This is a genomic window from Pseudomonas sp. NC02, assembly GCF_002874965.1.
GTDB lineage: Bacteria > Pseudomonadota > Gammaproteobacteria > Pseudomonadales > Pseudomonadaceae > Aquipseudomonas.
Genome location: NZ_CP025624.1, coordinates 5,776,210 through 5,788,947, shown reverse-complemented (window position 1 = coordinate 5,788,947; position 12,738 = coordinate 5,776,210). Strand labels below are relative to the sequence as shown.

12 protein-coding genes and 1 other RNA gene are annotated in these 12,738 nt (G+C 61.0%); 9 read left to right on the top strand and 4 right to left on the bottom strand.

Annotation, left to right across the window (positions count from 1 at the left end; all coding sequences use genetic code 11):
- Window positions 1-63: 63 nt before the first annotated feature.
- From C0058_RS27170 to C0058_RS27155, 4 genes are all read right to left on the bottom strand, one after another.
- Window positions 64-645, bottom strand: a complete 582-nt coding sequence (locus C0058_RS27170) for a BON domain-containing protein (RefSeq protein WP_003216188.1) — start codon at window positions 643-645, stop codon at window positions 64-66.
- On the bottom strand, window positions 642-1,235 hold the full coding sequence (locus tag C0058_RS27165) for a phosphoheptose isomerase (protein WP_003216190.1): 594 nt from the start codon (window positions 1,233-1,235) through the stop codon (window positions 642-644). The genes C0058_RS27170 and C0058_RS27165 overlap by 4 nt, the downstream gene beginning before the upstream one ends.
- Before the next feature lie 92 nt (window positions 1,236-1,327).
- The gene (locus C0058_RS27160; protein WP_003216193.1) at window positions 1,328-1,699 is read right to left on the bottom strand and encodes a YraN family protein; all 372 of its coding nucleotides are present in this window, start codon (window positions 1,697-1,699) and stop codon (window positions 1,328-1,330) included.
- Complete coding sequence (locus tag C0058_RS27155) at window positions 1,699-3,510, bottom strand: penicillin-binding protein activator (protein WP_102369889.1); 1,812 nt, start codon at window positions 3,508-3,510, stop codon at window positions 1,699-1,701. The genes C0058_RS27160 and C0058_RS27155 overlap by 1 nt, the downstream gene beginning before the upstream one ends.
- 176 nt (window positions 3,511-3,686) lie before the next feature.
- Between C0058_RS27155 and rsmI the strand changes: the two genes are divergently transcribed.
- The 9 genes from rsmI to mraY all read left to right on the top strand — a co-directional run bounded on the left by rsmI (window position 3,687) and on the right by mraY (window position 12,736).
- Window positions 3,687-4,592 carry a 16S rRNA (cytidine(1402)-2'-O)-methyltransferase gene (rsmI, locus tag C0058_RS27150; RefSeq protein WP_161635740.1) on the top strand — a complete coding sequence of 302 codons (906 nt, stop codon included), beginning with the start codon at window positions 3,687-3,689 and terminating at the stop codon, window positions 4,590-4,592.
- 95 nt (window positions 4,593-4,687) lie between these two features.
- An RNA gene (gene rnpB / locus C0058_RS27145) (RNase P RNA component class A) lies at window positions 4,688-5,041 on the top strand.
- 355 nt (window positions 5,042-5,396) lie between these two features.
- Entirely contained in the window at window positions 5,397-5,852 is a 456-nt protein-coding gene (mraZ, locus tag C0058_RS27140; protein ID WP_003171868.1) for a division/cell wall cluster transcriptional repressor MraZ, read from the top strand.
- Entirely contained in the window at window positions 5,849-6,796 is a 948-nt protein-coding gene (gene rsmH / locus C0058_RS27135) for a 16S rRNA (cytosine(1402)-N(4))-methyltransferase RsmH (protein WP_003216201.1), read from the top strand. Before mraZ ends, rsmH begins: the two co-directional genes overlap by 4 nt.
- On the top strand, window positions 6,793-7,086 hold the full coding sequence (ftsL, locus tag C0058_RS27130) for a cell division protein FtsL (protein WP_003216203.1): 294 nt from the start codon (window positions 6,793-6,795) through the stop codon (window positions 7,084-7,086). Before rsmH ends, ftsL begins: the two co-directional genes overlap by 4 nt.
- Window positions 7,086-8,828, top strand: a complete 1,743-nt coding sequence (locus C0058_RS27125) for a penicillin-binding protein 2 (RefSeq protein WP_166742205.1) — start codon at window positions 7,086-7,088, stop codon at window positions 8,826-8,828. Before ftsL ends, C0058_RS27125 begins: the two co-directional genes overlap by 1 nt.
- Window positions 8,828-10,291 carry a UDP-N-acetylmuramoyl-L-alanyl-D-glutamate--2,6-diaminopimelate ligase gene (locus tag C0058_RS27120; RefSeq protein WP_003216207.1) on the top strand — a complete coding sequence of 488 codons (1,464 nt, stop codon included), beginning with the start codon at window positions 8,828-8,830 and terminating at the stop codon, window positions 10,289-10,291. Before C0058_RS27125 ends, C0058_RS27120 begins: the two co-directional genes overlap by 1 nt.
- The gene (gene murF / locus C0058_RS27115; RefSeq protein WP_102369888.1) at window positions 10,284-11,654 is read left to right on the top strand and encodes a UDP-N-acetylmuramoyl-tripeptide--D-alanyl-D-alanine ligase; all 1,371 of its coding nucleotides are present in this window, start codon (window positions 10,284-10,286) and stop codon (window positions 11,652-11,654) included. Before C0058_RS27120 ends, murF begins: the two co-directional genes overlap by 8 nt.
- Window positions 11,654-12,736, top strand: a complete 1,083-nt coding sequence (gene mraY / locus C0058_RS27110) for a phospho-N-acetylmuramoyl-pentapeptide-transferase (RefSeq protein WP_008434230.1) — start codon at window positions 11,654-11,656, stop codon at window positions 12,734-12,736. The genes murF and mraY overlap by 1 nt, the downstream gene beginning before the upstream one ends.
- Window positions 12,737-12,738: the final 2 nt, after the last annotated feature.

The following is a 12,738-nucleotide window of genomic DNA, read 5'->3' as shown; positions in this document are numbered from 1 at the left end:
TAGTCAATAAAAAGGGCGCCGTGCAATCCATGCACGGCGCCCTTTTTTGTGGCTGACGATAAATCAGTCGATGTATTCGAACAGCTTCACGATCTTCTGTACGCCGGACACACTTTGTACCAGGTTGGCGGCGCGGGTGGCTTCTGCCTGGGTCAGCAGGCCCATCATGTAGACGATGCCGTTGTCGGTGACGATCTTGATCCGAGAGCCGGGAATGGCGCTGTCGGTCAGCATCTGCGTCTTGATCTTGGTGGTCAGCAGGGCGTCGTTGCTGATTGCCAGCAGGGTGATCGGGTCCATCACCTGCAGTTCGTTGTGAACCTTCTTGACCCGCTGCACAGTGGCGGCAGCTTGTTCAGCCTGGGCCTTCAAGTCGGCGCGCGGGGTTTGGCCGGTGAGCAGCACCACGCCGTTGAAGCTGACGACCACGATGCGCGATGCGCCGTTGCCCAGGTCTGGAGCGGCCTTGGACACGTTGACGGAAACCTTGGTCTCGATCAGTGAGTCATCGATTTTGCTGCCGAAAGTGCGGGTGCCTTTATCGTCCTGGATGGGCGTGTCGCGGCTCGCTTCGATTACCGAGCTGCAGCCGCTGATGCCTAGGCACAGCGTGATTGCCAATAGGCTAAGGCGTTTAACGGTCATTCTTCACTCCCGAACAGTTGGCTGTCGATCAGATCGCACAGGCAGTGGATCGCCAGCAGGTGGACTTCCTGGATACGTGCGGTGACATTGGCCGGGACGCGGATTTCCACGTCTTCGGGCAACAGCAGCGAGGCCATGCCGCCGCCGTCGCGTCCGGTCAATGCTACGACAATCATTTCACGATCATGTGCGGCCTGGATCGCTTGAATAATATTCGCCGAGTTACCGCTGGTGGAGATCGCCAGCAGGACGTCCCCCGGCTGGCCAAGGGCGCGGATCTGTTTGGAGAAGATTTCGTTGTAGCTGTAGTCGTTGGCGATCGAGGTGATCGTCGAGGTGTCGGTGGTCAGGGCGATGGCCGGCAGGCTCGGGCGCTCACGCTCGAAGCGGTTGAGCAGCTCGGAGGAGAAATGCTGGGCATCGCCGGCCGAACCGCCGTTGCCGCACGAAAGCATTTTGCCCTCGTTGAGCAAGGCGTTGACCATGACCTGACTGGCTTGCTCGATGTGCGGTGCAAGTACGTCCATCGCCTGTTGCTTGGTATCGATACTGGCCTGGAAAAGCTGGCGAATTCGGGATTGCATGTCCATCTGTGTGACCTTAAGTAGCGCGGCTGTTTGGCACAGGAATGTGCAGCCCGCAAAGCAAAGAGCAAAAGTGTGCGGTGTAGATGTCCGGCGAATCAGCTGTCAAAGGCATCTTGCAGCCAGTTCAGATCGGCTGTTCCCCGGGGAGTGCTTTCTATGGCAACCACATCGAAACGGCAGGGATGATCGGCCCAGCGACGCTCCTTGAGCAGGAAAAACTGCGCGGCGAGTATCAACTTCTGGCGCTTGCGCCCGTCGATACTGGCGAGCGCGCCACCCCATTGTGCGTGTTTTCTGTAGCGGACTTCGACAAATACTACTGTATCGCCGTCAAGCATGACCAGATCAAGCTCGCCGCGTTTGCATAACCAGTTCTGCGCCAGGAGGCGCAGACCTTGTCGTTGCAGGTACTCGAGAGCTTGAAGTTCGGCGTCCTTGCCGCTTTGTGCGCTTGACCGCTCGGGCATCAGCGCGGGGTATCAGGCAGGCGCTGGATCTCGCCACCGACGAACTTCGCCCATGGCATCTGGCGGTCGACACGCTGGCTGGCGCTGACGCCCAGGTTGCCCGACAGGCCGTCGACACGAGTGTCCGGCAGTGCCTTGAGCTGCCCCAGGCGCGGCGCCAGGCGGTAGGCATCCACACCCATCGCGTACAGGCGGCCAAGGCTGCCGTTGGCTTGCGGCCATTGGGCGGCGACCTGGTTGCGCAGCGGGTCGGTGGTGTTCAGCAGCCAAGGGGTTTCGCAGAACATCACGTTGGTCATGTCCAGGTACTGGTTCTTGTCGCCACTGGCGCTGAACACGTGGGACGTCGCATACACCGGCACGTCGCCAGCGTATTGGAAGTTCAGGGTCGGCTTGATCTGCTGGGCCAGTTGCGGAGTCACGGCCAGGAAGATGAACTCGATGTCCTGGCGGCGCGATGGCTGGGCGGAAACATCCGAACCTACCGTGCTTTGCAGGCTCTTGGCGCGGCCTTCGCTCTTGCGCAGCTGGAACAGGTCGGCAATCTGCTGGGCCAGGGCTACCGGCTGGTCAACGTACTCGACGCCCACCACGGTGCCGCCATTGGCTTCCCAATCCTGACGGAATGCCTTGTAGACGCGCTCGCCCCATTCGCCTTTCGGCACCATGGCGGCGGCGCGGTGCAGGCCATCGGCGCGAGCACGACGGGACACCTCACGGGCTTCGTCTTCAGCGGCCAGGCCAAACTGGAACAGTTGCGCCGGGTTCTGGTCGGCTTCGCTGTAGTTCAGGGCCAGGGTGGTGATCGGCAATTGCGGGCGTGCGCTGAGTTGCTTGACCAGCGGTTTCTCCAACGGGCCGACCACCAGTTGCACGCCGGCGGCCTGGGCCTTGGCGTAGAAGTCGTCGATGGAGGTCAGGCGCGAGCTGTCGTAGAACTCGATCACCGGCGGCTTCTGCCCGGCTTGTTCAGCCTGGTAGTGCGCGGCCATGAAGCCTTCGCGCAGCGCCTTGGCAACGCCGGCCAGCGGACCTTCCTGCGGCAGCAGCAGGGCGATCTTGTTCAGCGGCTGGCTGGCCAGCTCCTTGAGCTTGGTCAGCGGCTGCGGCAATTGCGAGGCTGCCGGGTGGCCAGGGTTCTGGGCGCGCCAGGTGTCGATGGCCGCCTGCTGTTGCTCCAGAGTGCCGGCGCCCTTGACTGCCTGGGCCAGGCTGATCCAGCCGTCCAGCGTCGGGTTGCCGCTGGCTTGCAGCTGATCGGCAGGCAAGGCGGCAATCAGTGCCCAGATGGCTTCGTGGTTGCTGTTGTAGGCATCGCCCGTCAGCAGCGGGGCCATGGCGACGCGCTCGCGGGCGGCGGCCAGGGTCTGGCCGTCGGCCTCATAGGCGCGGGCATGCACGGTGCCCGTGCGGATCTGCTGTTCAGGCGGCAGATCCTTGAGGCTTTGCAGGCTCGGGTGATTCAAGGCCGTCAACGCTGCCTTGGGCTGGTTGCGGGCCATCGCCAGTTCAGCCGACAGGGTGCTGGCAAATACCTGCGCCGCCGGTTTCAGGACGTCCAGTGGCACCTGGGCAAGAATCTGCGCCGAGCGTCCCGGATTGTTTTGGTGGAACGCCAGGTCAGCCGCACTCAAGCGCAACAGCGCGGCTTTTTCCGGAGTCTTGGCCGAAGTCGCCTGTTCGAGCAGTTGCTCGATGCTGGCATCCGGAGTCCGGGGGAGGTCGCCAAGGCTGGACGAGGGCGAGCTGGCGCAAGCCGCCAACAGGGCAGCGAGGCAGAGGGCAGAGAACAGCCGCAGGCAAGCGATCATGTAAGTGTTCCTGATACCGATCAAATTAGCGTGGAATTGTACCCAAGCACTGGCCGGGGCGCGATGTTACTGGCGTGAAACCGTCTATTTAGGTCGTGTAAATGTTGCAGGACCCAATAGGCGGCTGAAATCGAACCCTCCCCGAGGGCATATATTCAAGGCGTCTACGCGCTACAATGTGGCTTTTGCCAACCATCGAGGTGTGCGTTTTGACTGCTCCAGGTCCTTTGAATTCCACTGCAGGCTCGCTTTTTGTCGTGGCGACGCCCATTGGCAACCTGGACGACATCAGTGCGCGTGCGCTGAAAGTGTTGCGCGACGTAAAACTGATCGCGGCTGAAGACACTCGGCACTCCCAGCGGTTGATGCAGCATTTCGGTATTCCGACCCCCTTGGCCGCCTGTCACGAACACAACGAGCGTGAAGAAGGCAGTCGTTTTATCACTCGTTTGTTGGCGGGTGATGACGTGGCGTTGATCTCGGATGCGGGTACGCCGCTGATTTCCGACCCTGGCTATCATCTGGTTCGCCAGGCGCGGGCGGCTGGTATCAATGTAGTGCCTGTTCCGGGAGCGTGCGCGCTGATTGCTGCATTGTCTGCTGCCGGCTTGCCGTCGGACCGGTTTATCTTCGAAGGCTTCCTGCCTGCCAAGGCCGTCGGGCGCCGGGCGCGCCTGGAACTGGTAAAGGAAGAGCCACGCACGCTGATCTTCTACGAAGCCCCGCACCGCATCCTTGAGTGCCTGCAGGATATGGAGCTGGTGTTCGGCGGCGATCGCCTGGCACTGCTGGCGCGGGAAATCACCAAGACCTTCGAAACCCTCAAGGGCTTGCCGCTGCAGGAACTGCGCGAATTTGTCGAGGGCGACAGCAATCAGCAGCGCGGCGAGTGCGTAGTGCTGGTAGCCGGCTGGTCGGCGCCGGAAAGCGAAGATGCCGTGGGCAGCGAGGCAATGCGCATTCTTGACCTGCTGCTCAAGGAGATGCCATTGAAGCGCGCCGCTGCATTGGCCGCGGAAATAACCGGCGTACGCAAGAACGTCCTGTATCAAGTGGCGCTGGATAAACAAAAGGGCGAATAGTTCCGGGTTCTAACCTGCACTCCGTCTGAACATGATGGCATTAGTGTCTTTTAATACTTGTTCTAACGCCGCCGTGCCGTTAACCTGCGCGGCGGAGAGTCGATTGGACAGTCGCTGCCTTCTATGAAAATTAGAGGGGGGAGGAAAGTCCGGGCTCCATAGGGCGAAGTGCCAGGTAATGCCTGGGAGGCGTGAGCCTACGGAAAGTGCCACAGAAAATAACCGCCTAAGTACTTCGGTACCGGTAAGGGTGAAAAGGTGCGGTAAGAGCGCACCGCACGACTGGCAACAGTTCGTGGCTAGGTAAACCCCACTTGGAGCAAGACCAAATAGGGTCCCAAGGCGTGGCCCGCGCTGGGACCGGGTAGGTTGCTAAAGATGTCCAGTGATGGCCATCGTAGACGAATGACTGTTCAAGACAGAACCCGGCTTACAGATCGACTCTCCACCTTTTTTCCTTCTGTCCGAATCTCGGGCAGGAACCTGGTAGTAACGCGAGAATCCCTCCCTGCTGAATCGTCAGCAGATGCGTCTTCGTAATACCGAAAAAATCTTACTCTTAATAAATTACTTTAACTTTAAGCCTTAGCTCTTTGAGCTATTTGGTGTTGTTGAGTCAAAATCGCCGTCAAACTCTCGTTTCTCCTCCCTTTACCTTCCTAAATCTCCGTTCTGTAAGGCTTTTCCTTGAATCCGCGCCTTGACGGTGTGGTGGGCGCATTCCTATAGTGTGCGCAAGTGGCGGAAAGTGGCACAAAGTGGGTTTTTTGAACGTAAAACGCTAAAATTTGGAGAAACGCATCTGTGTTTCGCGGAGCTAACGCTATCAGTCTCGATGCAAAAGGCCGTCTCGCCATGCCGAGCCGGTATCGTGACGAGCTCATTTCGCGAAGTTCCGGGCAATTAATCATCACCATCGATGCCGTTGATCCCTGTTTATGTGTGTACCCGCTCGATGAGTGGGAGCTGATTGAAACCAAATTGCGTGCACTGCCTTCACTGCGTGAAGAGAACCGCCGCCTGCAACGCTTGCTGATTGGTAATGCCGTCGACCTTGAACTCGATGGCAGTGGTCGTTTCCTGGTTCCACCGCGTCTGCGCGAATACGCCAAATTGGACAAGCGCGCGATGCTGGTAGGCCAACTGAACAAGTTCCAATTGTGGGACGAAGATGCCTGGGATGCTGTTTCTGCAGCTGACCTGGCTGCTATTCAACAACCGGGCGCCATGCCTGATGAACTGCGTGATTTGATCCTGTGACTATTGATAGCGGCTTTAACCACATCACCGTACTGCTTGACGAAGCCGTTGAGGCTCTCGCCGTACGCGCGGATGGCTGCTATTTGGATGGGACCTTCGGCAGGGGCGGGCACAGTCGGCTGATCCTCAGCCAGCTGGGTCCGGACGGTAAGCTCCTCGGGTTCGACAAAGACCCTCAAGCGATTGCCACCGGGCAAGCGCTAGCGGCCGAAGACGGCCGCTTTGTCGTTGTGCAGCGCAGCTTTGCCGAGCTCGGTGCAGAAGTCGCCGAACGTGGCATGGCGGGCAAGGTGGCCGGGGTTCTGCTGGACCTGGGCGTGTCTTCCCCACAGCTGGACGACCCTGAGCGTGGCTTCAGTTTCATGAACGACGGCCCGTTGGACATGCGCATGGACCCAAGCCGTGGCATCAGCGCCGCGCAGTTCATCGCTACCGCTCCCCACGAAGAAATCACCCGTGTGTTCAAGGAATACGGCGAAGAGCGCTTCGCTGGCCGCATGGCGCGTGCCGTGGTCGAACGCCGGGAAATCCAGCCATTCGAGCGCACGGCCGACCTGGCTGAGGTGCTGAAAGTCGCCAACCCTGCATGGGAAAAGGGTAAGAACCCGGCAACCCGTGCGTTCCAGGGTCTGCGTATTCACGTCAACAACGAATTGGGTGACTTGGAAGCCGGCCTCGAAGCCGCCCTGGAAGCCCTGGAAGTGGGCGGTCGCCTGGTGGTGATCAGCTTCCACTCCCTGGAAGACCGCATCGTCAAATTGTTCATGCGTCGCCTGGTCAAGGGCGAGTCCGACAACCTGCCGCGCAACCTGCCGGTGCGTTACGAAGCTTTTGTGCCGAAAATCAAAATCCATGGCAAAGCGCAGTTCGCTTCCGAAGCCGAACTCAAGGCCAACCCACGTGCCCGTAGCGCTGTCATGCGCGTTGCGGAGAAGTTGCGGTGAGCAAGCTTTTCGCCAAGCCCCTTCCGGGCGGCAGCTTCTTTATGTTGCTGCTATTTGTTGGCGTGCTGGTGTCCGCGATTGCGGTGTCCTACAGCGCCCACTACAACCGTCAACTGCTCAATACCCTGTACGGGGAATTGAGCGTGCGCGACAAGGCGCAGGCGGAGTGGGGCCGGTTGATCCTCGAGCAAAGTACCTGGACGGCCCACAGCCGCATCGAAGTGCTGGCCACTGAACAACTGAAGATGCACATCCCGGGCGCTGCAGAAGTTCGCATGGTGGCGCCATGATGAAACTCGAGGGCGCACTCTACCCGTGGCGTTTCCGTGTAGTGCTGGGGTTGCTGGCACTGATGGTGGGCGCGATTGCCTGGCGGATTATCGACCTGCAAGTGGTGGACCGTGACTTCCTGATCGGCCAGGGCGATGCCCGTAGCCTGCGGCATATCCCGATTCCTGCACACCGCGGCCTGATCACCGACCGTAACGGCGAGCCCCTGGCCGTCAGTACCCCGGTGACCACCCTGTGGGCCAACGCCAAGGAAATGCAGACCGCCAAGGACAAATGGCCGGAACTGGCTGCCGCCCTGGGCCAGGACCCGAAAGCCCTGAGCGAACGCCTCGAAGCCCAGGCCAATAAAGAATTCATCTACCTGGTTCGCGGGCTCACCCCCGAACAAGGCCAGCAAGTACTCGACCTTAAAGTCCCCGGTGTCTACGGCATCGAGGAATTTCGGCGTTTCTACCCGGCCGGCGAAACCACCGCCCATATGGTGGGTTTCACCGACATTGATGATCACGGTCGCGAAGGCGTGGAACTCGCCTACGACGAATGGCTGGCCGGGGTTCCCGGCAAGCGACAGGTCATCAAGGATCGGCGCGGCAGACTGATCAAGGATGTCCAGGTCACCAAAAACGCCAAGGCCGGTAAGCCCTTGGCGTTGTCGATTGACCTGCGCCTGCAATACCTGGCCAACCGTGAGCTGCGTAACGCGATCATCGAGAACGGTGCGAAAGCCGGCAGCCTGGTGATCATGGACGTGAAGACCGGCGAGATTCTCGCCATGGTCAACCAGCCGACCTACAACCCGAATAACCGTCGCAACCTGCAGCCGGCGATGATGCGCAACCGCGCCATGATCGACGTGTTCGAGCCGGGTTCGACCATGAAAGCCATTTCCATGAGTGCCGCCCTGGAAACCGGGCGCTGGAAACCGGCCGATAAGGTCGAGGTTTACCCGGGCACATTGCAGCTGGGCAAATACACCATTCGTGACGTGTCGCGCACCGAAGGTCCGGTGCTGGATTTGACAGGTATCCTGATCAACTCCAGTAACGTGGGCATGAGTAAAGTCGCCTTCGATATCGGCGGCGAAGCCATCTACCACCTCGCGCAGAAAGTCGGCCTGGGGCAACCCACCGGCCTGGACTTCCCGGGCGAACGTGTGGGCAACCTGCCGAACTACCGTGACTGGAAAAAGGCCGAGACCGCCACGCTTTCCTACGGTTATGGCCTGTCGGTAACAGCCATCCAACTGGCCCACGCCTTCTCGGTGCTGGCCAACAACGGCCGCATGGTGCCGCTGAGCCTGATCCACCTGGACGAGGCGCCGCCTGCGACCCAGGTGATCCCGGAAAACGTCGCCAAGACCATGCAAGGCATGCTGCAACAAGTGATCGAAGCACCACGTGGCGTGTTCCGTGCCCAGGTGCCGGCGTATCACGTGGCAGGCAAGTCCGGTACCGCGCGTAAAACCGCCGTGGGTACCAAGGGCTACGCCGAAAACTCCTACCGCTCGCTGTTCGCAGGCTTCGGCCCGATGAGCGATCCGCGCTACGCCATCGTCGTGGTGATCGATGAGCCGAGCAAAGCCGGTTACTTCGGTGGCCTGGTATCGGCGCCGGTGTTCAGCAAGGTGATGTCCGGGACGTTGCGCCTGATGAACATCACGCCGGACAACCTGCCGGCTACCCAACAAGCGAACGCCGGCCCGCCGGCCGCTGCTGTAAAAGCCAATGGAGGGCGCGGCTGATGTCTCTGAGCCTGAACAAGATTTTTGCCCACGCCGGCCGCGATCTGCTGATTCGCGAGTTGACCCTGGACAGCCGTAATGTGCGTGCTGGCGACCTGTTCCTGGCAGTGCCGGGTGGCAAGTTCGACGGCCGTGACCATATCGCCGACGCGCTGCAACGCGGCGCTGCGGCAGTAGCCTATGAAGTGGAAGGCGCCACCGTGCTGCCGATCACCGACGTGCCTTTGATTCCGGTCAAGGGCCTGGCTGCGCAACTGTCGGACATCGCCGGGCGCTTTTATGGCGACCCGAGCCGCACCCTGAACCTGGTGGGCGTGACCGGTACCAACGGCAAGACCAGCGTGACCCAACTGGTCGCCCAGGCGCTTGACCTGCTGGGTCAGCATTGCGGCATCGTCGGCACCCTGGGCACCGGTTTCTACGGCGCGCTGCAAAGCGGGCTGCACACCACGCCTAACCCGATTGCCGTGCAAGCGACCCTGGCCGACCTGAAAAAGGCCGGTGCCAAGGCGGTTGCCATGGAAGTCTCGTCCCACGGTCTGGACCAGGGGCGCGTGACTGCCCTGGCGTTCGACGTGGCGGTGATGACCAACCTGTCCCGCGATCACCTGGATTACCACGGGACCATGGAGGCCTACGCCGCCACCAAGGCCCGGCTGTTTGCCTGGAATGACCTGAAGTGCCGGGTGGTCAACCTGGACGACGAATTCGGTCGCCAACTGGCCGCCGCCCAAGGCGACGGTCGCCTGATCAGCTACAGCCTGGAAGACTCCAGCGCCTACCTGTATTGCCGTGAAGCCACCTTTGATGACGAAGGCGTGCGCGCCACGCTGGTTACGCCACAGGGCGAGCACCATTTGCGCAGCACCTTGCTCGGGCGTTTCAACCTGAGCAACGTATTGGCCGCCGTCGGTGCCTTGCTTGGCCTGGATTACGCCCTCGACGAAATCCTGCGGGTGTTGCCGAAGCTGGAAGGCCCGGCCGGTCGCATGCAACGCCTCGGCGGCGGCACCCAGCCGCTGGTGGTGGTCGATTACGCCCACACGCCGGACGCCCTGGAAAAAATCCTGCAGGCCCTGCGCCCCCACGCCAAGGGTAAATTGCTGTGCCTGTTCGGCTGTGGCGGTGACCGCGATCGCGGCAAGCGCCCGCTGATGGCGGAAATCGTCGAGCGCCTGGCCGACGGTGTGCTCGTCACTGACGACAACCCGCGCAGCGAAGACCCAAGCCAGATTTTCGATGACATTCGTGTCGGCTTTAAAGATGCGTCCAAGGCGACGTTCGTCGCCGGTCGCGGTGCAGCCATCGCCCAATTGATCGCCGGCGCAAGTGCTGACGACGTGGTGGTGCTGGCCGGTAAAGGTCACGAGGACTATCAGGAAATCAACGGCGAACGCCACGCCTTCTCCGATCTGGTCGAGGCTGATCATGCCCTGACCGCGTGGGAGGTGGCTCATGCTTAAGCCGCTTAAATTCAGCGAACTGACCCAGGCCTTGTCGGCCCGTGTGCTGTCGGCTGATTGCAGCTTTGATGGCGTCAGCATCGACAGCCGGACGATCAAGCCCGGGCAACTGTTTGTCGCCTTGGCCGGCCCGAGTTTCGATGGCCATGACTACCTGAATGACGTCGCTGCCAAAGGCGCTGTCGGCGCTCTGGTGCAGCGCGAAGTCGCTGACTCGACGCTGCCACAATTGATGGTCGCCGACACCCGCCTGGCCCTCGGCCAACTGGGGGCGCTGAACCGTGCCGCCTTCACCAAGCCTGTTGCGGCGATCACCGGTTCCAGCGGCAAGACCACGGTCAAGGAGCTGCTGGCCGGCATCCTGCGCACGCGCGGCCCGGTCCTGGCGACCCGTGGCAACCTGAACAATGACTTCGGCGCTCCGCTGACCCTGCTCGAACTGGCCCCGGAACACACGGCGGCCGTCATTGAGCTGGGTGCTTCGCGCATCGGCGAAATCGCCTACACCGTGGCCATGACCAAGCCTCATGTCGCGGTGATCAGCAACGCCGGTACTGCCCACGTCGGCGAGTTTGGCGGCCCTGAAAAGATCGTCGAAGCCAAGGGCGAAATCATCGAAGGCCTCGACGCATCCGGCACTGCCGTGCTGAACCTCGATGACAAGGCCTTCGAAACCTGGCGTGTACGTGCCGCCGGTCGCAAGGTGTTGAGCTTCGCGGTGCACAACGCCGCTGCCGATTTCCATGCCTCGAATATCAAGGCCGACGCCCGTGGCTGCCCGTCCTTCACCCTGCATACCCCGCAAGGTGACGAGCACGTACAACTGAACCTGCTGGGCAACCACAACGTCGCCAATGCCCTGGCTGCCGCCGCCGCCGCCCACGTGCTGGGCGTGTCGTTGTTTGGCATCGCCACCGGCCTTGGTGCCGTGCAACCGGTCAAGGGCCGTACCGTCGCGCAATTGGCCAGCAACGGCATGCGCGTGATTGATGACACCTACAACGCCAACCAGTCCTCGATCTGTGCCGCCATCGACCTGCTGACCAGCTTCGACGGTCGCAAGGTGCTGGTGCTGGGGGATATCGCCGAGCTGGGCGAGTGGGCTGAACAGTCTCACCGTGAAGTCGGCGCGTACGCCGCCGGCAAGGTCGATGCCCTTTACGCCGTTGGCCCGAACATGCTGCACGCCGTTGACACCTTCGGGCCGGGCGCCAGGCATTTCGCCAGCCAGGCCGAACTGATCCAGGCACTGAGTGCGGCTGAACAAGACAAACACACCACTATTTTGATCAAGGGATCGCGCAGCGCGGTGATGGAAAACGTCGTCGCGGCCTTGTGTGGCTCAAGTACGGAGAAACATTAATGCTGCTGCTGCTGGCTGAGTATCTGCAACAGTTCCACAAAGGCTTCGCGGTCTTTCAGTACCTGACCCTGCGCGGGATCCTGGGTGTGCTGACCGCGCTGTCGTTGTCGCTGTTCCTCGGGCCATGGATGATCCGTACCCTGCAAAACCTGCAGATTGGCCAGTCGGTACGCAACGACGGCCCGCAGTCGCACCTGTCCAAATCCGGCACCCCGACCATGGGCGGCGCGTTGATCCTGTCGTCCATCGGCATCAGTACGCTGCTGTGGGCTGACCTGCATAACCGTTATGTCTGGACCGTGCTGCTGGTGACCCTGTTGTTCGGCGCCATCGGTTGGGTAGATGACTACCGCAAGGTGATCGAGAAGAACTCCAAGGGGCTGCCAAGCCGCTGGAAGTATTTCTGGCAGTCGGTGTTCGGCCTCGGCGCGGCGATCTTCCTGTTCATGACTGCGCCAAGCGCGGTGGAAACCACCCTGATCATCCCGATGCTCAAGGACGCCAGCATTCCACTGGGCGTCGGCTTCGTGGTGCTGACCTACTTCGTGATCGTCGGCTCCAGCAACGCGGTCAACCTGACGGACGGCCTCGACGGCCTGGCGATCATGCCGACGGTGATGGTGGGCGGCGCCCTCGGCATCTTCTGCTATCTGTCGGGTAACGTGAAATTCGCTGAATACCTGCTGATCCCGTATGTACCGGGCGCAGGCGAACTGATTGTGTTCTGCGGCGCGTTGATCGGTGCGGGCCTGGGCTTCCTGTGGTTCAACACCTACCCCGCACAAGTCTTCATGGGCGACGTCGGCGCACTGGCGCTGGGCGCGGCCCTGGGCACCATCGCGGTGATCGTCCGTCAGGAAATCGTCCTGTTCATCATGGGCGGTGTGTTCGTGATGGAAACCCTGTCGGTGGTGATCCAGGTTGCCTCCTTCAAATTGACCGGGCGCCGCGTATTCCGCATGGCGCCGATTCACCACCACTTTGAACTCAAGGGCTGGCCTGAGCCGCGGGTGATTGTCCGTTTCTGGATTATCACCGTGATTCTGGTTCTGTTCGGCCTTGCCACCCTGAAACTGAGGTAGAA

Bases quoted from the DNA above. Each gene is read 5' to 3' on its own strand.
- C0058_RS27170 (WP_003216188.1), bottom strand. From the start codon at position 645: ATGACCGTTAAACGCCTTAGCCTATTGGCAATCACGCTGTGCCTAGGC.
- C0058_RS27165 (WP_003216190.1), bottom strand. From the start codon at position 1,235: ATGGACATGCAATCCCGAATTCGCCAGCTTTTCCAGGCCAGTATCGAT.
- C0058_RS27160 (WP_003216193.1), bottom strand. From the start codon at position 1,699: ATGCCCGAGCGGTCAAGCGCACAAAGCGGCAAGGACGCCGAACTTCAA.
- C0058_RS27155 (WP_102369889.1), bottom strand. From the start codon at position 3,510: ATGATCGCTTGCCTGCGGCTGTTCTCTGCCCTCTGCCTCGCTGCCCTG.
- rsmI (WP_161635740.1), top strand. From the start codon at position 3,687: ATGTGGCTTTTGCCAACCATCGAGGTGTGCGTTTTGACTGCTCCAGGT.
- C0058_RS27125 (WP_166742205.1), top strand. From the start codon at position 7,086: ATGAAACTCGAGGGCGCACTCTACCCGTGGCGTTTCCGTGTAGTGCTG.
- C0058_RS27120 (WP_003216207.1), top strand. From the start codon at position 8,828: ATGTCTCTGAGCCTGAACAAGATTTTTGCCCACGCCGGCCGCGATCTG.
- murF (WP_102369888.1), top strand. From the start codon at position 10,284: ATGCTTAAGCCGCTTAAATTCAGCGAACTGACCCAGGCCTTGTCGGCC.
- mraY (WP_008434230.1), top strand. From the start codon at position 11,654: ATGCTGCTGCTGCTGGCTGAGTATCTGCAACAGTTCCACAAAGGCTTC.